Below are 23380 nucleotides of genomic sequence, written 5' to 3' on the forward strand. Positions count from 1 at the left end.
TTATTTCAGATGCCGGCCCTTGGCGTCTTTATCGATATGGCCGGTAAAAATCAGTACGCCTTCGATAAAACCCCACATCACGCCGAAACCGCCGGTGCCCAGCGTGACCAGGGTTTGCAACAGACCCAACATATAAAACCCCAGATAGATCCGGTGCAAACCGATCGCGCCGAAAGCAATACCCAGCAAGGCCGCCAACATCCGGCTCTTTACCGGTTTGACTTCCATCAAGTAGGCACCGACCGGACTGACTTCGGTGACTTTGCCGTCGTCCTGATCGAAATCGACGTCGTCGCCGGCTTTAGGCGGCTCTTGGGAGGTCCATTGGTCGATATGGAATTCGTAAAACTGGTTTTGGTATTTGATAACACCGGTTTGGCAGCGTTCGTCGTAACTTTCGATATGTCCTAGCATGGGCTAATCCGCATTGGTTTGAGTTGTTTTTATTATTCTGCCGCGCCGGAGCGATTCGGATATTTGCAGCGCCGGCCATGATACGGGAAAGCGCCATGGCCTGCCATCGTCCGCAACGCTCGCTGCCGGCGTCAGCCTGCGGATACTCCGGCTTCGGCAAAGGTCGCCATTTCGTTGTGCAGCCGGCAGGCGATTTGCAGGATAGGTACCGCCAACGCCGCACCGCTGCCTTCGCCCAGACGCATGTCCATCGTCAGCAGTGGCCGGGCTTGCAACGCCTGCAGCACCCGGCCGTGACCCATTTCCGCCGAACAATGGCCGAAGAAAAACCAGGCCGTGCAGCCGGGGTTGAGCCGCGCCGCCAGCAAGGCGGCGACGCTACTGATGAAACCGTCGACCAAAACCGGCAATCCCTGTTGGGCCGCGGCGATATAAGCGCCGGCCAGTGCGGCAATTTCGAAACCGCCCAAGGTTTGCAGAATGGCGAACGGCGTGTCCAACAGCGGCCGGTGGCGTTGCAGCGCGGCCTCGATCACCGCGGCTTTGCGGCCGATTTGTTCCGGCAGCAAACCGGTCCCGGCGCCGGTAATCTCCACGGCCGGCAGACCCAAACAGGCCGCGGCCAACGCGCTGGCGCTAGTGGTATTGGCGATGCCCATTTCGCCGCCGACGAACAGTTGCGCGCCGTTCGATAGCGCCCGCGCCACGGCACGGCGGCCGGCAGCCAGCGCGAATTCCAGTTGGGCGGCGGTCATCGCCGGGCTATCGACGAAATTGGCCGTGCCGGAACCGGCGCGGTCGGCAATCACGTTCGGCAGCGCCACCGGCTGCAGTAAGCCGGTATCGACCACTTCGAAATCAGCGCCGATATGGCGAGCCAACACATTGACCGCGGCGCCCCCGGCGGCGAAGTTTTTCACCATTTCCGCGGTAACCGCTTGCGGAAAGGCCGATACGCCCTCGGCGGCGATACCGTGGTCGGCGGCAAACACGCTGATATGAATGCGGTCTAAGCCCGGCGCTGCGCTGCGTTGCATCGCCGCCAGCCGGGCAGCGCAGTCCTCCAACACGCCCAAGGAACCGGGCGGTTTGGTCAGTTGCTGCTGGCGTTGTTGGGCTTGCAGGTAATAGTCGGCCGCGGGCGCGGCAATCGGCTCGAAGATCCAATTCATCGGCGGGATTAAACCTGTTTCAGGATTTGCGGCAAACCGGCGGTGACCAGCACCACTTTATCGCAGAGTTGGGCCAGTTTTTGGTGGAGGAAGCCGGCTTCGTCGACGAAGCGGCGTGTCATCGGATCGGCGGCGACCACGCCCAAGCCGACTTCGTTACTGACCAGAATCACCCGCTGGCCGCCGATACTCAGCGCCTTGCACAAGGCATCGCTAAGGTCGCGGTAACGCTCCGCCTGCAGATTCCCTTGCCGGTCGAACAGCGCATTACACAGCCACAAGGTCAGACAATCCACCAGCAAACATTGGCCACGGCCGGCCGATTCGGTAATGACCCGCGCCAAATCCAGCGGCTCTTCCACGGTTGCCCACTCGGCCGGCCGCCGCTGCCGATGGTGCTCGATCCGCGCTCGCATTTCGGCGTCGCCGGCTTCGGCGGTCGCCACATAAACCACCGGCAGTCCGCTGGCCAGCGCCTGCTGTTCGGCATAGCGGCTCTTGCCGGAACGGGCGCCGCCCAGCACCAATTCAATCATCGGCCAGGCGCACCGCCAGCACATCGCATTGGGCATGGTGCAACACGCCGTTGGCGGTAGAACCCAATAACAAAGCCAGGCCGTGGCGGCCGTGCGAGCCGACCACGATCAAATCGACTTGGTTTTCCGCGGCGACGCGGACGATTTCCAGTTTCGGGCTGCCCATCTCCAACCATTGCCGCTCGGCCGGCACGCCCAATTTTTCGCCCAATTCGGCCAGCCGTTTTTTAGTGGCTTCGATCAGTTCCTGGGTCAAATCGACATCGAACGGAATCATCGGCCCGTAAGCCGGATCGGTAATCGGCAGATTGTCGACCACATGTACCAGGCTGAGTTGGGCCTGGTTTTGTTCGGCAAGGCGTTTGGCTTTTTCCGCGACTTGGCCGCCGTGTTCGAAAAAATCGGCGGCCAGCAAGATATGTTGGTACAGCGTCATAAATAAGCTCCAGGTTAATCGGCGGCAGATCCGGCGAATAATAAGGTCATTACTTGCGAGGAAATCAGTATATATAAAAACGCCAACGCCAAGCCGAATAGCAAGGGCCGATCCAGCGCATTCCGGAAGATGTGGCCGTTGACCAGCCAATGCCAGATCATCATGCCCATCACCACGATGAAAGCAACGTCGCCGATTTGGGTTTGCAGGCTGGCCACGGCCGGAATTGCGCATAAGCTGATCAGGGCGTCGGTGCCCAGCAAGGCGGTAAAGGTCTGCGGAAACCGGGCGGTTTTGCCGGCGAAATACAGCAGCGGATAACAAAACCCGACCAGTAACGCCGTTTCCACTGCGATCTGAGCGATGGCTTTGCTCCAGGAGCCGTCCAGCAGCAGAATCAAAAGATTGACGCCGATATAGGGTAAGAAAACCAGCCGGTACAACACCGGAGCGGCCGGTACATCCTGCGGACCTTTGCGCAGGATGGCAATCTCGAAAAACAACACAATCAGTTGGTACATGGTCACTCCGCTTGTTGTAGGTTTTCCTCCGCGGCCAGCCAATCCATCTCGGCTTGTTCCAGCGCGCTGTCGATCTGGCTTTTGCGGCTTAGCAGTTGTTTTAATTGTTCCTTGTGTTCGTCGGCATAAATCGCCGGATCCGCCAGCATCTCTTCCAGATCCCGTTGTTGCTGGTGAAACTTTTCCACCGCCGCTTCGGCCTTTTTGACCGCATCCAGCAGCGGCTTCAGCCGTTGCCGGCGTTCGGCATCCTGCTTGCGTTGGTCTTTGCGCGATACGTTGCCGGTCGAGTCGCTACCGGCGGCCGGTTCGTCCGCAGCCCTCTTCTGTTCCGCCAGCCATTGCTTGTAATCGTCCAGATCGCCGTCGAAAGGCTGCAGCCGGCCACCCGCCACCAACAGCAACTGGTCGGTGACCGAACGCAGCAAGTGCCGATCGTGCGACACCACCACCAGCGCGCCCTGGTAGTCCTGCAAGGCCACGCTCAACGCGTGGCGCATTTCCAGATCCAGGTGGTTGGTCGGTTCGTCCAGCAACAACAGATTCGGATTTTGATAGACCAGCATCGCCAGCACCAGCCGGGCTTTTTCACCGCCGGAAAACGGCCCGACCGGATCGTTGACCTTGTCGCCGCGAAAATCGAAGCCGCCCAGAAAATTGCGCAAATCCTTCTCGGTGGCCTGTTTGTCCAGTTGCTGCAAATGCCACAGCGGGCTTTCCTCCAGTCGCAGCAATTCGAGCTGGTGCTGAGCGAAATAGCCGATGTTCAAATCCTGGGCGGTCTGCAGCTTACCAGCCAACGCCGGCATTTGCCCGGATAAAACTTTGATTAAGCTGGACTTGCCGGCGCCGTTAGGGCCGAGCAGGCCGATCCTGTCGCCGGGCGAGATCGACAGGCTGGCGTTTTTGATCACCACCTTGTCGCCGTAGCCGATGTCGGCTTCCTCGATCTTCAATAGCGGATTCGGCATCCGCTTCGGCGGCGGGAAGGCGAATCCGAACGGCGAATCGATGTGGGCCTGGGCGATGATTTCCATCCGCTCCAGCGCCTTGATCCGGCTTTGCGCCTGGCGGGCCTTGGTGGCTTTAGCCTTGAAGCGGTCGATGAAGCTCTGGATGTGGGCAATCTCGCGCTGTTGCTTTTCGAAGGCGGATTGCTGCTGCGCCAGTTTCTCGGCCCGCATCCGCTCGAAGTCGGAATAATTGCCGGTATAAATCTCGGCCTTGCCTTGTTCGATATGGACGATGTGGTCGGTGATCGCATCCAGAAAATCGCGGTCGTGCGAAATCAGCAACAGCGTGCCGGGATATTTGACCAGCCAGTCCTGCAAATAAATCACGGCGTCCAGATCCAGGTGGTTGGTGGGTTCGTCCAGCAACAACACGTCGGAGCGGCACATCAGGGCCTGGGCCAGATTCAGTCGCATCCGCCAGCCGCCGGAAAACGAACTGACCGGCCGGGCTTCCTGCTCGCTGGTAAAACCCAGACCGTTCAACAACCGCGAGGCGCGGGCCTGGGCGGTGTAGCCGCCGGCGTGCTCCAGTGCCGCATGCAATTCCGCCAGTTTCAAACCGTCGTGCGCCTGCTCCGCCGCAACCAACTCGGCCTGCAGCCGGCGCAAGGCCTGATCGCCGTCCAGCACATAATCGATCGCCGAACACGGCAATGCCGGAGTTTCCTGGGCGACATGGGCGATTTCCAGATTCGGCGGCAACGAGAACTCGCCTTCGTCGGCATGCAACTCGCCGCGCAACAGCGCGAACAAGCTGGATTTGCCGGCACCGTTGGCGCCGGTCAAGCCGATTTTCTGGCCCTTATGAATGGTGAAAGACGCCCCGCTGAACAGTTGGCGGCTGCCGCGGCGAATCGCGATGTTTTTGAAATTGAGCATGGTGGCGATAAAACGTTCGGCTCGGCGACATGCCGCACCGGGATCGCGATTTTAGCGCGGGATGGGGTTCGGTGGGTGACGGATTTTGTGCCGCCCGTCCGAAGCCGGAGCGGGCGGCGGGGGGAGTCCCGTGGTGGCGGCTTAGCGCCGGTAAACTTCGATACCGGCCTTGATCGCCCGTTTGGCAATGGCTGCATAAGCACCGGATTTGCACAACACGAACAGGTTTTGCGGCAGCTGGAGTTCGGAAATCAGCTGCTGCGTCAGTTTTTTTTCGTTGGCAAAGCGGGTTTTGGCAAACGCTACGACATAGGTTTTGGCCTCGGGATAATGCTGCATCGGTTTTTCCGCCAGCCAAATACGCTTGACGCCGGACAAGTTTTGGCCGGCTGCGCGCAACACGGCCAAGGTGTCGTCGTCGGCATCGGGCATGATCAACACGTCTTTGCGCGTCAGGTTTTGCCGCTCGATAGCCGCGGCATGGTTGACGTCGATTTGCCGCTCCGCCCGGCGTATCCACTGCTCCGCGGCAGCGTCCTCGCCCCGGCTGCGGTAAAAGTATTCCAGCCAGCGACAACCGTCGAGCGCCAATTCCGGCTTGGCCTGCATCGCCGCCTGGATTGCGTCGATACCGGCCGCATCGCCGCGTTTCAACAGCAATCGTCCGATCACGAAGTCGGCGTTGGCGTCGATATGGGCGGCGCGGTAACGTTGAAACAGCGGCAGCGGATCGATATCGGGCGCAAATTCCTCGGTCAGCGTCGCCAAACGCCATTGCTGGTCGCGGCTCAGGGTTTCGGCCGGCAATGGCGTCAATTCCGCGAGTTGGCTGCGGCCTTGTTGACAATAATTAAAGCGCTCCTGCCACTTATCGCCGTGGCGTTGCAGCCAAAGCCGGTCGAAGTCGGTCAATACGTTGGTCAAGCGTTCGCCCAACCAGGCATGAGCCGCCGACAGCGCCGGCATTTTCGGCAGCGGGGTTCCGGCCTGCAGCGCCTGCAACCGGTCGCTCAGCGCCGGGTGGGTATCGTAGTGGCCGGTCGCCACCGCCATCGCTTCGGCGGATTTGCGCTGCAATTCGTCGGCTGCAAACGGGGCCTGGCTCAGGAAATCGCGCAACGGGCCGAACGGCGCAGCCGGCTGCTCGTTGCAATCGGCCTGCTGGAAAAACGGCGCCCAGAACCGCTCGTTGACCAGACCGCTGACCACGTAGCTGTTGACCAAAGCCTGCGCCGCATCGGCGCGGCTGGTCAGTTGCGCGGCGACGGCGTCGGCGGCGAATTCGTTGCTGCGGGCCAACGCGAACGAATAGGCGGCAAAGGTCGGCGCATACCAATCGAAAAAGCGCCGCATCAAGGATGCGCCGATGTTTTGTTGTTGCTCCAAGCCGTCGACGATGCGTTGCCAACCCAGCCTGACCCGGTAAATCCAGCCGCCGAAACGGCCATGCGCGGCCGACAAATGCCCCAGTTCGTGGGCGATCACGGCTTCGGCCTGAGCCGGAGACAGACTCATCAACAATTCCAGACCGAGTATCAATGTGTTTTTCGGAAAGCCGAATACACCCAGCCGCGGAGTTTGTACGATGGCGGCGTTGGCTTCCGGCGTCAGAATCACTTGGTGAATTCGCGGCGCGCGCAGTTGCCGGCTCAGGGTTTTCAGACGGTCGAACAGTTGCGGATACTGCTTGGCGGTCAAGCGGTATCCGTCGGGCGCGTCGAACTTGACCCACAGCGCCCTTAGCAGCACGTAGATCATGCCCAGAATCACGAAGATCAATTTCTTCTTCAGCAACAGAATCGCAAAGGTGGTGCTGGCCAACGCGGCCCAGCCGATACCGACGCTGAGCGCCAACAAGGTAAACAGCACGCCGAAGATCACCAGATAACCCAATAGTGCCATCAGGCCGACTTTGGCCCGGTACAGATCGGGCCGTTGCTGCGCTTCCCGTTCCGCGCGGCAGATCAGGGCTTCCAGGTGTTCGCGGCGTTCGGTCGTGGATTTCATCGCAAGCTCCGTGCAGAGAAGGTTGAGTTAGTGGCATCGGCAAAAAAGCCGCCGGCATGGCGGCCCGGATATCATAACCAACCTAACGGAAAGATTGTGCGGTTAATCTTGAAGGAACCGGCGATGGACAGCGGCCGGGAAGCGCTTGCGCCCGATGCCGCCTAGCCCCACCGGCAACCGCCGGCGCGAAACGGATACTCCGACCGTTTAAACCTCGGCCGCACACCGGCTGCACGGCCGGTTGCGACGGAAGCTGCCGGCCCAGGTGGCGGCAATGCCGGTCAAAAATAACGGCAACGCCGCCGGCAAGGGCACCGGTTGGATCGGAATGCCGAACGTGCCTGACTCGGAGGCGGCGATCGTCACACCCTGCGGCAGAATCAGATTCAGCGTCGCGGTGTTATTCAAGGCGCCGGTGATGATGGCGTTCTGATCGACCGCGAATATCGTGAAGCTCAACAAGGCGCCGATATCGGCGTCGACGTTGCCGGTAAAAGTTTTGGTCACCGACAAGGTATCGCTGAAGGCGCCGTCGCTACTATAAAAGCTGGAGTCGAAAGCATCGGCGCCGCTGGTCGGTCCGAAATTGATCGAAGCGAAGCCGTTGGCGCTGCCGCCTACGATGCTCAAGATGCCGTCCACTTGCAGTTCGAAAGTCACCTCGTAAGGCGTAGCCAGGTCGGAATGCAGAGAGATCACGTCGTCCAATTCGGCGCGAGCGCTGAGTACGCCGATTTCACCGTTGGCTTTAGCGTCTTGCGCCGTATTGTCGATTTGGCCGAACACTTTCAACTCCAGCAGGCCGATATCAGCTGAGGCGCTGTAATAGAAGGCGCCGTTCGGATCGCCGGCCTGGACCGCGACGACCGAGCGGTCGAACGGCGTACCGGGCGGGCTGGGTTCGGCATCCGCGGTCACGTTTTCGCGAACGAAGTTGCCGTCCAAATCGGTATAACCGGCCGCCCCGATTTGGGAGACGGCGTGGGCGGATAAACTGAAGCAGGCTAGCAAGCCGCCGTAAAGCAGGGAATAAGCGCTAGGGTTTCGCATCGGGAATCCTCCTGAAAGTTGCAGGTAAAGGCCAAACGGCAGCGATAGTCTAACGCGCGGGAATAGCGAATAATATGTTAGCTATTTCACATTTTATGTCCGAATTTGCTGACTTGATCTATGCCTTGAGTGGGCCCGAAATCGATCGGAAATAGACCGAGGGCAAAACCGGTGGGAATGGGATTGGACGCGAAAAATTAGTGAAAAGACTAAGTGCGTTTTGATCCGTTTAGCTCTCTTCTAATTCGCTGAAAATTAACGCTCTAAAACGAACTTGGCATTCAGTTCCCGCAGAAACTGAAACGTGTCCAGGCACTGCACGCCGAATTGGCGGCAAATATTCGGAACTTTAACTTTCTTGGTATTCGGCGCCAACAAAGCTTCATGAGTGACCACTGACGCCCCCAGGGTTTTAGCTTTGGCGATGAGCCAGGGATCAGCTTTCGCTAAGAAGTTATCGCGGTTGCCGGGATTGTAATCGCCGGTTGCGACACTTCGGACAATTTCGGAAAACACCCACTGAGTTTCGGTGTCGTCGTTGTCGATGAAGTGTGCCGGACGGAGCTTGACCCATTCTGCCAAATCGTCGTCACCGTCTCTGAGTTCTTTTCCGATCATCTGCACACTGGCGACCAAGCCCAATTGAAATTGCCGATCCAACCAATCCCAGTAGGCCGGGCAGATATCCATACCGTAATAGAAGTTCTTGGCTTGAATGTAGGTATTGGAATCCAAAAGATATTTCAAACGCCCAACTCCTTGGCAAAGGTAGCGATTTTGTGAGGTTTGATACCGCCCAATAACTGGCTGGCTTCACGGAGTAAAAGTTGACCGCAGAGCGCCTGGCTAACGACGGCACGAGAAAAACGCAGGCTGATTTGAGCTTTTTTGGTGCGGTAGTAACCAGGGCCGCCACTATCTTCGCGATCCCGATAGGCTGCTTGTTGGGCGCTAATGTGGCGCTGGTATTCGTCCAGGGTGATGAAATTCAGTGTCAGCGCGCGTCGAGCCAAGGTCCAGGTGCTGACGTGGAAATGTGCTTCCAGCGTCGCCAAATTGGCCTGCCAGCTTTCCAGGTCGGGTTGCCATAGCATTTCAAATTCAGACGCAGGCACTAAAAATTCTGCGGCGACGGCATTGCAAAGTATTTCTTCTTCACGATGCGCGTGGGTACTGGCATCAGAAATGCCGGACTGGCCGATCCAAATATGGCAGAGTTCGTGGATCAGGGTGAATAGCCGTGCACCTAAGGCATCTGCATGGTTGACGAAAATGATCGGCGCGTAATCATCAGCAATTGCAAAACCTCTAAACTCTTCGACGCGCAACGGTCGCGTGTAGTGGCCCACATCGCTTTGGCGCATTACCAAAACCCCGACAGACTCGATACGGCTGACCAAATCGCGGTAGTAATCTTCCCAACTGCCGCGTTGCGGATGATTGCCGACACCAAGCGCGATGCGCATATCTCGGACGATGGCTCTGACTCCATCTTTGACAGCAAAGCGGCCAACGATAGGATTTGGACCGACAAAATGTTGTTGCAAATAGTCTTTGTACCATTCCTGGCGCTGTTGCATCAGCTTGATCAGGTCGAGCAATTCTGCGCTAAGGTTCCGGCCGATTTGGCCTTCGATCGTTCTCAAATCGGGAATGGGCAAATCGTCGATTGGAGGCTGGACTAGGAACAAATAACCGAACGGGATATGGGCCTTTTCAGCGTAGGTCATGGCCTGCTTGAAGGTCAACGGCCGGTGGCCGGATTCCCACTCTCTGAGTTTATCTTCGCTGACACCGCATTTCCGGGCAAATTCAGACACGGCAATGCCGGAGCGCTCGCGCGCCCAGGTCAGCATGGTCGTGTTGATGTTTGCGACGGTCATAAGTCTATTTTTTCTTCTAAAAGGAGTACTAAAACATAACGCATACCAAGATCAGTAAGGTCTTATTACAGACAACGCGATAAGGTGCGTTCTTAGCGCATCAGTCTAGTCCGAATCATAGCATGACAGCCTTATACGCTATGCGTACGTCAGGATCATTGAGACAACCCAAAAAACCAGTTACGGCTCACCCCTTCGCAAAATCACTCTCCGCCTCGACTTCAATCCCACCCGAATACACCCCGCCGGCAAACCTTTGCCCACAGTCCGGAAACAGTCCTATCATGTGCCGGCGGCGTAAAGGCCGGCGCTGTTGCCGAGACCGGCCGTTTAACCGAGGTTGACGTATGGATGGCCTGTCTGCAATTTTCCACAGTCTGAGTCTGCGGGCGCGACTGGTATTTGCCGGCGGCCTGTGCGGCCCCTGGGTGGTCGACCATAATTCCGAACAGGCGATCTGGTTTCATTTGGTGACCAAAGGGTGCGGCTGGGTCCACTCGCCGGCCTGGCCCGAGCCGTTGCGGCTGGAAACCGGCGATCTGGTGTTGTTTTTGCCGCACGCCCGCAAGCACTATCTCAGTTACAGCCCGAGCGACGTGAGGCCGGATTTGCCCGGCGCCCGCACCGCGCACTGGCCGCAAGGCGACAGCGGCATGGTCTGCGGCCTGATCGAACCAGGGGTTGCGCCGTTGCCGGTCTGGCGGACCTTGCCGACCGAGATCGTGGTCAGGCAGCGGCAGGCCGGGCCGATTCTGGCGCAATTGATCGAATTGATCACGGCCGAATCCGACAGCGGCCGCTTCGGCAGCTTTGCCGTGATCGAACGCCTGTGCGACGGCATTTTCCTGTTGGCGGTGCGCCACTGCATCGAGTCCGGTTCGGTTCGGGGCGGCGTGTTCGGCGCCATGGCGGACGCCCGGCTGGAAAAGGCTTTGGCTCTGATTCACCAAGAGCCGTGGCGGGATTGGACTTTGAACGGGCTGTGCGCCCAGGTCGGTTTGTCGAAAACCGCATTGATCCAAAAATTCGACCGCCATTTCCAATTGCCGCCGATGGAGTATCTGACGCGCTGGCGGATGCAGATCGCCGCCGACTGGCTCAGCGAAAGCGGCATGACGGTCGAGAAAGTCGCCAGCCGCTGCGGCTACGACTCGCTATCGTCGTTCAGCCGCGCCTTCAAACGCTGCCTGGGCACCAGCCCCGGCCGCTACCGCCGGTCGCACAGCGGCGCCGAATATCCGTTGATTCCGATTCCGGAGTGATCAGGCCGAGCCTCACCACTGGATGACCAGTAGCTCCGGCACCTGCGCTTCAATTCAGCGCGCAACGCTCCAGGCTACACAGCGAAATCAACTTACGGGCATCCTGGGCGGTGATCGTGCCGTCGTAATCCAAATCTTTCGGATCGCCGATGGCCGCCGCCGTATTTTTGCTTGCCAACAGCAAACTCAAGTCGTTTTTATCGACATCGCCGGTCGTAACGAAGGCGCGGGATTTGCCGGGACCGGCAAAAACGATGTCGCGCGGCTCGTCCCCAACCAACAGGGTCCGGGTCACTCGGCCGCTGCCGTTCTCGTCCAGATTGACGATACTGACGCTATCGGAGAGATGGTTGACGACCCAGATTTCCTTGTCGTTCCTGACCGCCAAGGCGACCGGCTCCAACCCGACCTGTACCGATCCCAACGGCACTGCACTGCGGTCGCCGACCCGGAACAATTCCAGCCGGTTATCCGGCGTGTTCAAGGCAAACAGTAACTTGCCGTCCGGCGACAGCGCCAACGGCCGGACTTGGCCGCTTTCGAACAGGGTAAAACCGGATTGGGCGTTTGCCGGCAGCGGACACCATGCCGGCAACAGCATGACAAAGCAGAGCCCACGCACGGTCGCGCGGCGAATCGATCCCAACATTTTGATCTCCTCCTGACGGGTAAACGCGGTGCCTATCCGCCGATACTTGCCTTTCACAGCACGGCCGGACGAATAACACCCTCGGGTAATGCACAAGACACGGCAGCGGCAAGAAGCGTAGCGACGGCCACCCTTCCCGCGCGTAAACGCATTCGCGGCAAGATAAAGGAATATCGAAACCCGGCCGGCCAGATGCGCGGCCGAGTCGAAACGGCACTAAGTGCGGCGCCGGTACAACAGCCCCAAGCCGGCGGCCATCAAGGCAAAAGCCGGCGGCAAGGGTACGGAAGTGACAGAGATCGGCGTCGCGGCGGCCTGCAGCGGATCGCCGTTGGCATCCCCTAGCGCGTTGATGTTCAGGCTCAATTGGCTGCTGCCGGCCATCAGAAAATCGAAATTGAGCACGGCCAGGATGAAACTGTCCGCCTGCAATTGGTTTAGTGTCGCCGCACTATCCAGAGACAATTCGAACAGATTCAACCGGCCGGCGCCGGCCAGTGCCGCCGCCGACGGATTCAAACCCAAATCCAGCAGGTCCAATGCCTTACCCGAAACCGGATCGCCGAATACCGCGCCGACATACGCTAAATGATCGCCGTCGAAAACCAGGTCCAAATCGTAGGCTCCCAACGACGGCGCCGCAGCGTTACCCAAGCCGGATATCGAAACGCCGACGCTAAGCGACGAAGCGGTCTGCGTGATCGGCACCAGGCTCAATTCGATCGCGGCCCCCGCCGTTCCCGATATCGATAATAACCACGCAGTGAGCAGAGTCAGGCTAAAACGGTTTTTCATTTGCGGTATCTCCTTATGTTTGATGGGCTGGTCAACGGTCTGTGGAAATTTGTTCAGTTGGTCGCGCACTGCGGCCGGGTACAGGACTGCACCAGTTTGCGGGCATCGAGAAGGTTGACGACGCCGTTACGGTCGATGTCGCGCGGGTCGCCGGCGGCGATCTTGCTGCCGCGAGCCGCCAGAATCCGGTTAATGTCGACTTGATCGACATCGCGGTCGCCGTCAAGATCGCCGGCCACCGTGATGGCCTCGCACACGTCCGGTACATGGTTGGTGTTGGTGTCGCCGACCCGGCGCCGCTCGATGTCGGTTACATCCGATTGGCCGTTTTGGTTACAGTCCGGAAACACGTTTAGGTAGTACACGTCCTGCTCGCCGTTATAGGTTGCCGTGTAGGCCAGGCTGGCCCCGTCCTTGCCCGACACCAAGGTGGAATAGTCGCCGATCTTGGTGGAGCCGTGCGGGTAAGCGATTGTGGTGTCGAATGCCGGGCTGACCGGAACGTTTTTGCTCCAGGTTTGCCCGCCGTCCCAGGAATAGCTGTAATACAGCCGCGACACCTTGTAATTGCCGCTATCGCGGGTGTCGTACCAGACGGCATCGATGCGCGAGTTGGGCGCCACGCCCATCATGCCGAACCAATTCCAGTTATTTTTGCTCTGCGCGTCGTCGTTGACGCGTATCGGCGCGCTCCAGGTGTCGCCGCCGTCGCTGCTGCGGACGAAGGTAATGTCGAGATTGTCCGCTCCCGGCGGATCGACCGCCGCCAAAACGTAAAGCTGGCCGCGCATCGCGCCGGCCGAGCTATCGACACCGACTTGGACGTCGCCGGTAGGCCCGTATTGGTTGGGGTTTTGCTTAAACAAAAATAGCGGAGCCAGACCGCCCAAGTCGATTTCGCGGGTATCGAAGGTCGGGGTTTGCGCCGGATCGCGGGCATTCAATGACCGGGAAAACAGGTGGTGATGCAGGTTACGGTCTTGGTGTTCCTCGTCGAATTCCGGCGGCTCCCGTCTGCCAGCCAGATACAGCTCGCCGTCGTTGCCGACCCGCATCGTGCCGAAGGTCGGGGTCTCCGGGATTGCCAGCGGCGGCTGGAAGCTGGCGCCTCTGTCGATCGAGCGGACGAAGCATTTTTCCGCCAGACAGTCGCGCCAATTCAGGTAGACGTGGCCGTCGCTGGTGCCGCCGCTGCGGTCCACGGCCATTTGGGCCTTGTCGCCGCCTTGGCCGTAAGCGAACACCGGCGCTTCCCAACTACGGCCGCCGTCTAATGATTTGATGACCTGGATGTCTTGGACGAAGGTATAACTCGGATCGAAATGCAGGCTCTGGTAGTAAAAATTGCCCAAGGCGTCGACATCCAAGGTCGGATTGCTGCGGCCTTCGCCCGGGGTGATCGTGCCGTTGAAATGCCAATGCGCACCGGCATCGGCGGTATAAGCCCATCCGCCTTGCCGAAACGACGAGTCCACCGAATCGAACTGGCGCCAGGAAACCACCATATTGGCCGGGTCCAGCGGATTGATCGCCAGGCTCGGCTCGTTGGCGGCATCGCCGACGATATTTTTGCCGTCGGCGGTGACATTGACTTGGGTACTGATATAAGCGCCCTGGCTGTATTGATTCGCGATCGCGGACTCCGTCCAGCCGGCGGTCAGCATCGAAGCCGCCAACGCCGTCACCAAGCGCTTCGCCGGGGGCGCGTAACGGCGCGGACAGGTGCTAGCCGCTTGTCCTAGGTCGATTTTCATAACATGTGTCCTCTTGGCTTGCGGCAAAAGCCGAAGCCGGCCAAGCCGGCCGCGAACAACGCGAATGCCGGCGGCAGCGGCACCACCGCGGTTTGCAGATTGAAATTGCCGACAATCGCATCGCGGGTACCGTTCAGGTGGTCGTAGCCCTCTCCCAAACCCAGATCGCCCGACAGACTGAAGCGGCTGGAATCGAGTCCCATCACGACGTTGAACAGGTTGTAAGACTGCGAGCGGAAAGAAACGTGGTTGTACAGGCTCCAGGCCGAGCGGCCGCTAGCAAGGTCGATATTGGCGGCGTCGTATTCCAAGGTGTAATCGCCGGATAAAATGCGATTGAAGTCCGAGCCGGTATCGACCCGAAACCGGAACACCCCGGCCAAGCCGATAGCACCCGTCACCGTGGCCTCGAAATCGGCCGGATCGAAATCGATGGTCGTCGGCTTGCTCCGCCGGTTGGTTAAGTTGGTGACCGAGCTGCCGTTAACGGCAAACGTCAATCCGGTTGCGGGAATCTCCGCCACGCCGGGCACCAGGTGGTCTTCCAAAATTTGGCTATAGCTCCGGCTGCGCGAGGCTTGCGCGTCGAAAAACTCTTCCAGGTACATCGACCGGGCAGGCGTTTCGTCGATATCCACGGCGGCGGCCAACGCGTCGCGATCCAAGTTCACGATCAACGAGCCGCCGGATACCGTGGCGGCCTCCGCCGGGGATAACAACGCCGTGGCCAGCAACATACCCCAGCCGAAGCGGAGCGCCGAAAATCTAGCTAAATGAATACTCATAGTCATGCTGAGGGAAATAATCTCGAAAGGCGGTGCCAGCCAAGCCGAAGCACCCGGGTATGCCCGGGTGCGAAAGCCGGCTTAGGCCGGAATGGCTGTGCGTTTACGGCGAGTGGAGGCCATCACGCCGAACAAACCGCTACCGAACAACCAGACCGCTGCCGGCACCGGAACCGCGGCCGGAGCCGGAGAAATCAGGCTGAAGGTACCGGCGCGGCCGGCTTGGCTGACGCCGTCGCCGCCGAACAGGAAGGCGCTGGTGCTGGCGGAATACCACAGTTCGCCGGTAAACAGCAGTTTGTCGCCGTCGGTGGTGACGCTGATGTTGCGGGTATCGTAGGTGGTGGACGAGAAGCTGACGTTGTTGGTCAGAGCCCAACCGCTGTTGACGCCATTATTGCGAGCGGCGACGTAGCCGAATTGGTAATCGCCGGATAGCAGCGTACCGGTGAAACTGCCGCGACTCATTACCACACCGTTTAGCCCGGCAACACCGCTGGCGGTAAAGGTCGACGAGTTGGTCAACGCGTCCTGACTGCTTCCCCACGTTAACGTGGTCGCTTTGTTGTTGCGGCCGCCGCTACCGAACGGAATGCCGGTACCGGCCAAACTGGACGGGTTGATGTCGAACGACAGCGTCGCAGGCGCCGGGTAGGTATCGTTTGCCACGCCAAGCATTTGCGACACATTCATATTGTCCGCCAACGACTTGTCGAAATAATTGGCGACATAATACGAAGTGATCGCGCCGTCGCCCAAGGTCAAGCCCGACAACAAATCATCGGGATTGTCATAGGAAATTTGGAACACCCCGCCGTTCAGCGTGCCCGCACTTGCCACGTTAGCGATTGCCAGCGCGCCGACAGCCAGGACGCAGCGTAGCCGCAGCGATTTCGATCCGATCTTTTGCATACTTTTTTCCTAAATGAAAGATATAAACGCTATAAGCGGCTTGAACGACTCAAGCCGTCGATGACTCTCGCACGAGAGGCGGCCCGGCTGTCTCGAGCTGGCGAGATCCGCGGCTTTCCGGCTCCACCTTGCGGCGGATGTGGCGAAGTGCTCCCTCCTTGAAAACCGGACGGCTGGACCCCGAACGGCATATTCCTTTAGTGAGCGGCGGTTGCTAACGCACCGGTCGGGCGGGCCACAGCCGCCACCAGAACGCTGGCAAACGCTACAACAGGAGTTCAGCAGATACCATGCCAGTCCTAACAAATAAAACCCGATGCCGATTCAGCAGGCTGGAGCGGGAAGCCGAGCGGCTGAAATATCAGGAACGGCGGGGCCGGACAGGGTGGACGGGAGATTCGAGTCGCGATTGAGAGAATGGATGTCCGCTCCAGCTTGGTCTGATGACGACAAGCCCAAGCGATGAAACGGACGGCGGAAGCTAGGGGATTTAACCCAAACACCCCCTAAGCGGCAAATGGTAACTTATTGTATTGGTTGACTATTTGGTTTGATATCGGCAAATCCCGATACCGGCCTGGGTGATTTAACATATTTAGATTGTCCCTGGCCGGATCGATGCCGCCAAGCCACCACGAGAATAGGCAAAATCGGATTTTTAAATCATAGCAGCGCTGAAAATCGGCTAGGTACCGAAGAACACATCGGCCAGATCGCCAAGCAGACCTTGCTCCGGGCAGTCGGCGAACACACCGCTTGCCGGCCGCTCGGGCTCCATGCCGCGCACGAACAAGTACTTGACGCCGCCGAAATGACGGGCGTAATCGTAGTCCGGCAGGCGTTGGCCCAGGTATGCGTGCAATACCAGACTGTACAGCCAATATTGCAGGCCGTAATTGTGTTCGCGCATGGCCTGCAGCAGGCTGGCCTGGCTATAGTCCGCCAAGGCGTTGGTTTTGTAATCCATTACAAAGTAGCGGCCGCCGTAACAACAGACCAGATCGATGAAGCCGGTCAGATAGCCGCTGATTTGTTTGGCGTCCAGCGCCTGGTAGGCCGGACAGGCGGCCAGGATCCGGTTGATGCGGGCGGTATCCACCCGGCCCGGCATGGACAGGTAAAACGGCATTTCCTTGATGCACTGGGCCGGCGCCAGATTTTTCAGGCAAAACCCCGGATCTTCGCTGAGCGGTGTGGCCGTTACCCGGTACAGCACCTCGCTCAAAATTTGCGGTTGCGCCAACTGCAGACCGTAGCGCAGGCAGGCTTGGGCGCTGGCGCGGCCGATGTCGCGGCGCCCGGCCAAGTCGGCAAACGCCACGGTCTCCAGCAGGCTGTGGATCACGTTGCCGGTGTGGGCGCCGCGCGGCAGTGCTTCATCGCCGGCCGGTTGGCCGTGGCTTTCTTCGGCTTTATCCGCCGGCAGTTCCGGCGTCTGCTCCAGGCTCAGCGCCGCCAACGCGGTGTAGCTGCTCATTTGCCAGATGCTGTGCAGACTGCGGGTTTGGCGGCGATGCGCCAACGCCAGGTCGGCAGCACGGCGGTCGGCGGGCAATTCGGCCGGCTCGCCGGCCGCTTCGGCCGGTAGCAGGCGGTACTCGAATAAATCCGGTTCGGCGCTTGCCAGCTGTTGCAGCACCCGCTGCTGGCCGGCGAAATCGCAGTCGGCGAATTCGAATAAATAGGCCATGGCCGAATCGTTGGCCCGCTCCTTGGTGCGGACGTCGGCCCAATTCAGATAACAACGGTACTTGGCGCGAGTCAACGCGACGTAAAACAAACGCAGGTCCTCGGCCAATTCTTCGAACAAGGCTTGTTCGCGGCGTGCGGCGAATTGTGCCGAACCCAGGTCGGCGACCATCGTCCCGTGTTCGTGGCATTGCACCAAAGCGGTTTCGGTTTTCAGCCGGTCGCTGCGCCGCCATAGATCGGGACAGAACACCAGCGGGTACTCCAGGCCTTTGGAACTGTGCAGCGTGACGATCTTGACCGCGTCCTCGTCGCTTTCCAGCCGCAATTGGCGGTCTTCGCTACTGTCTTGCGCTGATTGCTGAATCGCCCGCCGCAGCCAGTCCAGCGTCTTGTTGATCGCCAGATGCTCGTCGATCGCCGCTTGCTGCAGTCGCTCGGCCAAATGGTGGATATTGGTCAGCACCCGTTCGGCTTGGGGTTGCGCCGACAGGTGTTGTTCGATCCGTTCTCGCCGCAGCAGTTGCTGCAGCGTCGCCAGCAGGCCCTGGTTGCGCCAGCATTGCAGATAGTCCTGAAAGCGCGACACCCAAGCGTCCAGCTCCGCCTCGTCCTGGCTCAGCCGATACAATTGCTGGCCGTCCAATCCGAACCACGGCGTGGCCAAAGCCTGCTTCAACAGATCGATTTGGCCGGCGCCGGCCACCGCCCGCAGCACGTGGTACAACTCGAAAGCTTGGATGGAGGCGAATACCGACTGCTTGCTGTTCAATACTGCCGGTATGCCGGCTGCCAGCAACGCCTGTTGATAGGCGGCGGCAGCGGCATTGCTCCGCACCAGAATCGCGATGTCGCTAGCTTGCACCGGCCGTTCCGCACCGTGCTTTTCGGCGATGCGGCCGGCCGTCAGTAGCCGGCTGATTTCGGCGACGACGGCGTACTCGATCAGCGCCGAGACTTCCCCGCAACTACCTTTGCGCGCGGTCCAATGCTCCTGCTTGCCGGGATTTTTATCGAGCTGCCACAGGACCAGCGGCGCGCCGGCGATACTGCCGTCGCCGGGCTGGCGGCCGGCCATGACCGGCGTGAAATCCAATTGATCGAACAAAAACGGTTTTTGCCGGCGGAACAAGCGGTTCACCGCCTGCACCAGATGCGGATGCGAGCGCCAATTGTGCAGCAACGTGTAATGCCGGTCGGCGCGTTGTTGGGCGGCAAAGTAGGAAAAAATATCGGCGCCGCGGAATTTGTATATCGCCTGCTTCGGATCGCCGATCAGATATAAATAATGTTCCGCGCTGGCAAATACGCCGGAAAAGATCCGCCATTGCTTGGCGTCGGTGTCCTGAAATTCGTCGATCAACGCCGCGCGGAAGCGCAGGCGCAATTCCGCCGCCAGCAAGGCACCGTTGTCGCCGTCCAGCGCCGCCGCCAAGCGGGTGATCAGGTCGTCGAAGGACAACACGTTCTCCCGCAACAGGCGTTGGTCGAGCTCCGTGCGCAAGCTGGCCAGCAACGCGGCGCGCAACGCGACCGGCAGCCGCCGCACTGCGTCGGCCAGAGCCTCGAACGGCGCGCAATCGATATTCAGGCCAGCCAAGTACTGCTGCTTCTGCTCCTCGGCCGGCAACGGCTTGTTCTTGCTGCTGCGGAATTTGATGCCGTTCAGACCGGCCAGCAACGTGACTTGGTTCAGACAGTCGAAATCCGGCAAATCCTGCTCCGGGTCTTGCAGCCACTCTGCCAGGGTTTGCAGCCGTTGCGGCAAGTTGGCGGCGAAGCTTGCGCTAAAGTAGCCGGCTTCTAGCGCATCGATCAAGGTTGCCGCTACCGTCGGCAATTGCGCTGCGGCGGCCGCGCGCAAGGCCGGCAGCGCCGCCAAATCGGCGTCCAGATCGGTATCCAGCGGGTAGGCGTTTTGCTGCAGATCGATGCGCAGCACGCTATCCAGCAAGGCGTCCGGAGTCGGATAGGCACGCAGCAGCAATGCGGCTTGCCAGGCCGGGCGTTGGTAGATTTGCCGACGCCAGAAGTCGTCGGCGCACTGCAATTTCAATTCGGCCACGTCACCGCTCAATTCGCAATCGAACAACTGCCCGCTTTCCAGCGCGTGTTCGGCCAACACCCGTTGGCAGAAACCGTGGATGGTGAAAATCGCCGCCTGGTCGATATCGAGCAGCGCCAGTTCCAGGCGTTGGCGAATGCTGGCGCTATCCTGCGTCAAGCCTGCCAGCCAAGCGGTAATCGCCGGATCGTCGCCCGGCGCCGGATGCAGCAGAATTTGCCGGGCCTCGACCAGGCGGGCGCGGATGCGGTCCTTCAGTTCCTCGCTGGCGGCTTTGGTGAAGGTCACCACCAGCAGTTGCTTGATGTCGAGCCGGCATTCGACCACAAAGCGCAGTACCAGCATCGCAATGGTGTAAGTCTTGCCGGTACCGGCACTGGCTTCTATCAAATTGATGCCGGTTTCCAGTGCACCGCGGATCGCGTCGAAGGCTTTACTCGCCATGCGCCGCCCTCCAGGCCGGTTCCAGCCAATCCCGGCAGAACCCGCTAAATGCGTCGCCGAGCAAATCGCTCAAGTCGCGGTAGGCGAACAGTTGGCCGATTTCCGCTTCGTAACCCTGCTCGATAGCGTCGGCCAGGCGTTTGGCCGTTGCCGCCAGCGCCGTTTCCGGGTCGTTATGACGCACGAAATCCAGCGCCGCTTCGGTAAAAAACGCGTCGGGCCGGGTTTGGCCGCTCCGGAAAATCGCCAGTAATTGCGGTAGCGCGTCGTCGGAGTCGGATTGAGCCGGAAACCGTAAATCGGCATCGGCACAAACCAAATGGGTGGCTTGCGGCGCGATGCGGTTGGCAATCAAATGCTGCAACCAGGCGCCGAAAAAATCGCGGCCTTTCAGTTTGCCGAAGCGGTAAATCAGTCCGCCGTGTTGGTGTAAACGCCCCAGTTTGCCGACCAGCCGGCAATCGCCGATAGCCAGATCGATAGCCTCGGGCGGTAGCGGCTCTCCCAGTTGTTTGCCGACGATAATCGCGGCGAATTCGGCGATCGCCGGCTGGCGACGGCGCCAGGCAATTTCGCCGGCGACTCCGGCCGGCCACAAACCGCGGGCTTGCAATTTTGCCAGCGAAAATACTTTGCCCTGCAGTTCGGCATCGAGCCACTCCTGGGCTAACAAATAATCTTCCAGGCTGTTCAAGGCAAACGGTTCGCGCTCTTCGGCGTCGACTATCAAACTGGGAAGCTGCAGTTCCAGGCAGTGGCGGAAAAAATAGCGTTGCGGGTGGTGGAAAAACTGGCGTAAGCGGTCGATTTCGATCACGGTGTCGGTTTCGGCCGGCAACGCGCCGGACCACCACGGCTGCGGCGCCGGTTTCTCGCCGCGCAGGCGGCGGGCGGTGTTGCAATCGTGGCGGGCGTAGCTGAACAGGTTGGGATCGTGGCCGAGGAAATAACGCGGACTGAACGGGTGCAACGGGTGGCGAACCACGATGCCATCCAGGCCGTAACCGTCGCGCAGTACCTCGAGCAATTCGCTGACGATGGGAGACGGCGGAATTTCGCTATTGTCGCGCAGCGATTGGCCCAGATAGGTAACGATCAATTGCCGGCGGGCGGACAGCAGTATTTCCAGAAATTGGTAGCGGTCGTCGGCGCGGCGCGAACGGTCGCCCAAGCGCGGATGCGCCGCCAGCAGGTCGAAAGTCGGCTGGCGTTCGATTTTCGGGAATTCGCCGTCGTTCATACCCAACAAGGCGATGATCTGAAACGGGATCGACCGCATCGGCAGCATCGAGCAAAAAGTCAGTTGGCCGCGCAGAAAGCCGGCGCCGGATTTGGTTTCGTCCATCCGGCCTTGCAGCCAGGCGACGATCACGGCCAAAGCCAGCGGCCGGTCGTGAATCGCGGCCATCTCCGCCATTTCGGCCAGTAGCTCATTCAGCGCTTGGCGTTGCGCCGTTTCGACGCCGGCCAACAGGCCGTCGGCATAGCGGCTCAGGCAGGTTTGCCATTCGCTCAGGGTTTTCGCGGCCGCCAACTCGTCGCCGGCCCGGAACAGTAGTTGCAGGAAGGCGTTCAGGCCGCCCAGCGCCTGCGCCGAAGAGCCTTCGATATCCGGGTAGGGCAGGATGTCGTCGACGAACTCGTCTTCGGCCAGGGCATAACCCATGAACAACCGCTCCAGGCCGGCCTGCCAGGTATTCTGCGGCGTCGGCGGCAGGCCCTGCGCTTGCTTGGCCTCACCCGACCGGCCCCAGCGCACGTGCAGTTCCTGCAACCAATACGCGATCAATTCCAGATCGGCAGCCGCCAAACCGAAGCCTGTGTGAATCTGCGGTTGCTCCAGTAAATCCATGACCGCGCGCCAGCCCAGCCGGCTTTGCGACAGTTTCAGAAAACGGATGAAAGCGTCCAGCAGCGGATCGCTGATTTTCAGGCTGCGGTCGGCGACGGCGTGCTGGATGTCGTCGAATACCGCGCTGATGAACGGGGCGTAGGCCTGGATGTCCGGCGCCATCACGACAATGTCGCGCAGATCCAGATCGGGGTGTTGTTCCAGGGTTTGCAATAGCTGGTCTTTCAACACTTGCACTTCGCGCAGGCGGGAGTGGCAGGCGTGAATACCGATCGAAGCGTCGGCCGCCAGCCGGATTTGCTGCGGTACCCGGTTGGCGAGGACGTCGTTTTGCAGACATTGCAGCACGGTCTCGGGCTCAGCCGGCTCGAAGCTGCTGGGTTCGAAGGCGAATTCGGCCTGCTCCAGCAACATTTGCTGGAATTCGCGGCCTTGCTGACCCAGCCGGACCAGTAAGGGATGGCCGTCGAACTGTTGCAATTCGGCCAGCAGCCGCTTCGGCGGCAGGTCGGCCCAGTAACCCTGGACCGGATTTAGTAGATACAGGTGGACATGGCAATGGCGGGACAAGGCCTGCAGGTAGTTCAGCATCAGCGGCGGCAAGCTGTTGACGCCGAATACCGAAACCCGTTCCGGCAATTGCCCGGCGAACGCACCCGGTTCCGCTTGCTGCAGTTTGGCGATCGCTTGCAGCCAGTGCGCGCCGCGGTGACGCTGGCCGATTTCGGCAACGACGGCTCGCCACAACTGGGCTTGCCAGGCTTCCGCCGGGCTACCGTACAACAGGCGCCGCGCTTGCCAGGCCTCGAGCAGGTCCGGCCGCAGCATCTGGTATTGGTCGTAGACCCGCGCCAATTGTTGCGCCAATTGGTAACGCTTAAGCTCGGCGTTTTCGCCGACTAGATATTGCCGCAAAGCCTGATACACTTCGGCGTCGAGATCGCGCAATAAGGCTTCGAAGCGCCATAGCATCCAATGGCGGTCGAAGGCCGGCTCGTAGAGTTCGTCGTGCAGCGTCGCGGCGATTTCGGCGAAGAATTTGGCCGGGAACAGATAGCTGAAATGGCCCCAAACCTTCAGCCGCGCTGCCAGTTGCTGCGATAGCCAGCGTTCCATACCCTGACTTTGAATCAAGAACAACTCGGCGGCGAACGGCGACGATAACGGTGCGGCGCTAATGACCGTGACCAAGTGCTCCAGCAGATTTTCGGTTTTGTTGGAGCTGTGCAGGACGAACATCGGCGGATTGAAAAATCTGTTTA

At 59.8% G+C, this 23380-nt stretch carries 18 protein-coding genes and 1 riboswitch; of the genes, 1 reads left to right on the plus strand and 17 read right to left on the minus strand.

The genetic code is table 11. The features are described 5' to 3' along the window. The 10 genes from AC0IM9_RS18025 to AC0IM9_RS18070 all read right to left on the minus strand — a co-directional run bounded on the left by AC0IM9_RS18025 (position 1) and on the right by AC0IM9_RS18070 (position 9911). The gene (locus AC0IM9_RS18025; RefSeq protein WP_140914376.1) at positions 1–414 is read right to left on the minus strand and encodes a TM2 domain-containing protein; all 414 of its coding nucleotides are present in this window, start codon (positions 412–414) and stop codon (positions 1–3) included. A 131-nt stretch (positions 415–545) separates the two neighbouring features. Beyond that, a complete protein-coding gene (gene cobT, locus AC0IM9_RS18030) occupies positions 546–1586 on the minus strand; it encodes a nicotinate-nucleotide--dimethylbenzimidazole phosphoribosyltransferase (RefSeq protein WP_482804909.1) in 1041 nt (346 codons plus the stop codon). A gap of 8 nt (positions 1587–1594) precedes the next feature. Further along, positions 1595–2122, minus strand: a complete 528-nt coding sequence (gene cobU, locus AC0IM9_RS18035; protein WP_482804910.1) for a bifunctional adenosylcobinamide kinase/adenosylcobinamide-phosphate guanylyltransferase — start codon at positions 2120–2122, stop codon at positions 1595–1597. After that, entirely contained in the window at positions 2115–2558 is a 444-nt protein-coding gene (locus tag AC0IM9_RS18040; protein WP_140914373.1) for a universal stress protein, read from the minus strand. Before AC0IM9_RS18040 ends, cobU begins: the two co-directional genes overlap by 8 nt. Positions 2559–2572: 14 nt before the next feature. Further along, positions 2573–3079: a hypothetical protein gene (locus AC0IM9_RS18045; RefSeq protein ID WP_482804911.1), complete on the minus strand. Its 507-nt coding sequence runs from the start codon at positions 3077–3079 to the stop codon at positions 2573–2575. A 2-nt stretch (positions 3080–3081) separates the two neighbouring features. Then, positions 3082–4971 (minus strand): ATP-binding cassette domain-containing protein, encoded by a 1890-nt coding sequence (locus AC0IM9_RS18050; RefSeq protein ID WP_482804912.1) that lies wholly within the window; start codon positions 4969–4971, stop codon positions 3082–3084. Between the two features lie 141 nt (positions 4972–5112). Next, entirely contained in the window at positions 5113–6978 is a 1866-nt protein-coding gene (locus tag AC0IM9_RS18055; RefSeq protein WP_482804913.1) for a M48 family metallopeptidase, read from the minus strand. Between the two features lie 207 nt (positions 6979–7185). Further along, entirely contained in the window at positions 7186–8028 is an 843-nt protein-coding gene (locus AC0IM9_RS18060; RefSeq protein WP_482804914.1) for a hypothetical protein, read from the minus strand. A gap of 255 nt (positions 8029–8283) precedes the next feature. After that, complete coding sequence (locus AC0IM9_RS18065) at positions 8284–8775, minus strand: DUF4411 family protein (RefSeq protein WP_445372171.1); 492 nt, start codon at positions 8773–8775, stop codon at positions 8284–8286. Next, the gene (locus AC0IM9_RS18070) at positions 8772–9911 is read right to left on the minus strand and encodes an XRE family transcriptional regulator (RefSeq protein WP_445372170.1); all 1140 of its coding nucleotides are present in this window, start codon (positions 9909–9911) and stop codon (positions 8772–8774) included. The genes AC0IM9_RS18065 and AC0IM9_RS18070 overlap by 4 nt, the downstream gene beginning before the upstream one ends. A 347-nt stretch (positions 9912–10258) precedes the next feature. Between AC0IM9_RS18070 and AC0IM9_RS18075 the strand changes: the two genes are divergently transcribed. After that, complete coding sequence (locus AC0IM9_RS18075; protein ID WP_445372169.1) at positions 10259–11173, plus strand: AraC family transcriptional regulator; 915 nt, start codon at positions 10259–10261, stop codon at positions 11171–11173. Positions 11174–11222: 49 nt separating this feature from the next. On the opposite strand, the gene AC0IM9_RS18080 is transcribed toward AC0IM9_RS18075, so the two are convergent. The 7 genes from AC0IM9_RS18080 to recC all read right to left on the minus strand — a co-directional run bounded on the left by AC0IM9_RS18080 (position 11223) and on the right by recC (position 23357). Beyond that, positions 11223–11822: a YncE family protein gene (locus AC0IM9_RS18080; protein ID WP_482804915.1), complete on the minus strand. Its 600-nt coding sequence runs from the start codon at positions 11820–11822 to the stop codon at positions 11223–11225. A gap of 216 nt (positions 11823–12038) precedes the next feature. Beyond that, positions 12039–12617: a hypothetical protein gene (locus AC0IM9_RS18085; protein ID WP_482804916.1), complete on the minus strand. Its 579-nt coding sequence runs from the start codon at positions 12615–12617 to the stop codon at positions 12039–12041. Positions 12618–12670: 53 nt separating this feature from the next. Continuing rightward, the gene (locus AC0IM9_RS18090; protein WP_482804917.1) at positions 12671–14371 is read right to left on the minus strand and encodes a beta propeller repeat protein; all 1701 of its coding nucleotides are present in this window, start codon (positions 14369–14371) and stop codon (positions 12671–12673) included. Continuing rightward, positions 14368–15156, minus strand: a complete 789-nt coding sequence (locus AC0IM9_RS18095) for a hypothetical protein (protein ID WP_482804918.1) — start codon at positions 15154–15156, stop codon at positions 14368–14370. The genes AC0IM9_RS18090 and AC0IM9_RS18095 overlap by 4 nt, the downstream gene beginning before the upstream one ends. Before the next feature lie 81 nt (positions 15157–15237). Beyond that, positions 15238–16068, minus strand: a complete 831-nt coding sequence (locus AC0IM9_RS18100; protein ID WP_482804919.1) for a hypothetical protein — start codon at positions 16066–16068, stop codon at positions 15238–15240. Between the two features lie 74 nt (positions 16069–16142). Further along, positions 16143–16222, minus strand: a riboswitch (cyclic di-GMP riboswitch). A gap of 531 nt (positions 16223–16753) precedes the next feature. Continuing rightward, positions 16754–20266, minus strand: coding sequence for an exodeoxyribonuclease V subunit beta (gene recB, locus AC0IM9_RS18105; RefSeq protein WP_482804920.1), 3513 nt, complete (start codon positions 20264–20266; stop codon positions 16754–16756). Then, positions 20256–23357 (minus strand): exodeoxyribonuclease V subunit gamma, encoded by a 3102-nt coding sequence (gene recC / locus AC0IM9_RS18110; protein WP_482804921.1) that lies wholly within the window; start codon positions 23355–23357, stop codon positions 20256–20258. Before recC ends, recB begins: the two co-directional genes overlap by 11 nt. Positions 23358–23380: the final 23 nt, after the last annotated feature.

The organism is Methylomonas sp. Uni0011, from assembly GCF_056850255.1.

Bases quoted from the DNA above. Each gene is read 5' to 3' on its own strand.
- AC0IM9_RS18100 (WP_482804919.1), bottom strand. From the start codon at position 16,068: ATGCAAAAGATCGGATCGAAATCGCTGCGGCTACGCTGCGTCCTGGCT.
- AC0IM9_RS18055 (WP_482804913.1), bottom strand. From the start codon at position 6,978: ATGAAATCCACGACCGAACGCCGCGAACACCTGGAAGCCCTGATCTGC.
- cobU (WP_482804910.1), bottom strand. From the start codon at position 2,122: ATGATTGAATTGGTGCTGGGCGGCGCCCGTTCCGGCAAGAGCCGCTAT.
- AC0IM9_RS18085 (WP_482804916.1), bottom strand. From the start codon at position 12,617: ATGAAAAACCGTTTTAGCCTGACTCTGCTCACTGCGTGGTTATTATCG.
- AC0IM9_RS18075 (WP_445372169.1), top strand. From the start codon at position 10,259: ATGGATGGCCTGTCTGCAATTTTCCACAGTCTGAGTCTGCGGGCGCGA.
- AC0IM9_RS18090 (WP_482804917.1), bottom strand. From the start codon at position 14,371: ATGAAAATCGACCTAGGACAAGCGGCTAGCACCTGTCCGCGCCGTTAC.
- AC0IM9_RS18025 (WP_140914376.1), bottom strand. From the start codon at position 414: ATGCTAGGACATATCGAAAGTTACGACGAACGCTGCCAAACCGGTGTT.
- recB (WP_482804920.1), bottom strand. From the start codon at position 20,266: ATGGCGAGTAAAGCCTTCGACGCGATCCGCGGTGCACTGGAAACCGGC.
- AC0IM9_RS18095 (WP_482804918.1), bottom strand. From the start codon at position 15,156: ATGAGTATTCATTTAGCTAGATTTTCGGCGCTCCGCTTCGGCTGGGGT.
- cobT (WP_482804909.1), bottom strand. From the start codon at position 1,586: ATGAATTGGATCTTCGAGCCGATTGCCGCGCCCGCGGCCGACTATTAC.
- AC0IM9_RS18060 (WP_482804914.1), bottom strand. From the start codon at position 8,028: ATGCGAAACCCTAGCGCTTATTCCCTGCTTTACGGCGGCTTGCTAGCC.
- AC0IM9_RS18080 (WP_482804915.1), bottom strand. From the start codon at position 11,822: ATGTTGGGATCGATTCGCCGCGCGACCGTGCGTGGGCTCTGCTTTGTC.
- AC0IM9_RS18045 (WP_482804911.1), bottom strand. From the start codon at position 3,079: ATGTACCAACTGATTGTGTTGTTTTTCGAGATTGCCATCCTGCGCAAA.
- AC0IM9_RS18050 (WP_482804912.1), bottom strand. From the start codon at position 4,971: ATGCTCAATTTCAAAAACATCGCGATTCGCCGCGGCAGCCGCCAACTG.
- AC0IM9_RS18040 (WP_140914373.1), bottom strand. From the start codon at position 2,558: ATGACGCTGTACCAACATATCTTGCTGGCCGCCGATTTTTTCGAACAC.
- recC (WP_482804921.1), bottom strand. From the start codon at position 23,357: ATGTTCGTCCTGCACAGCTCCAACAAAACCGAAAATCTGCTGGAGCAC.
- AC0IM9_RS18070 (WP_445372170.1), bottom strand. From the start codon at position 9,911: ATGACCGTCGCAAACATCAACACGACCATGCTGACCTGGGCGCGCGAG.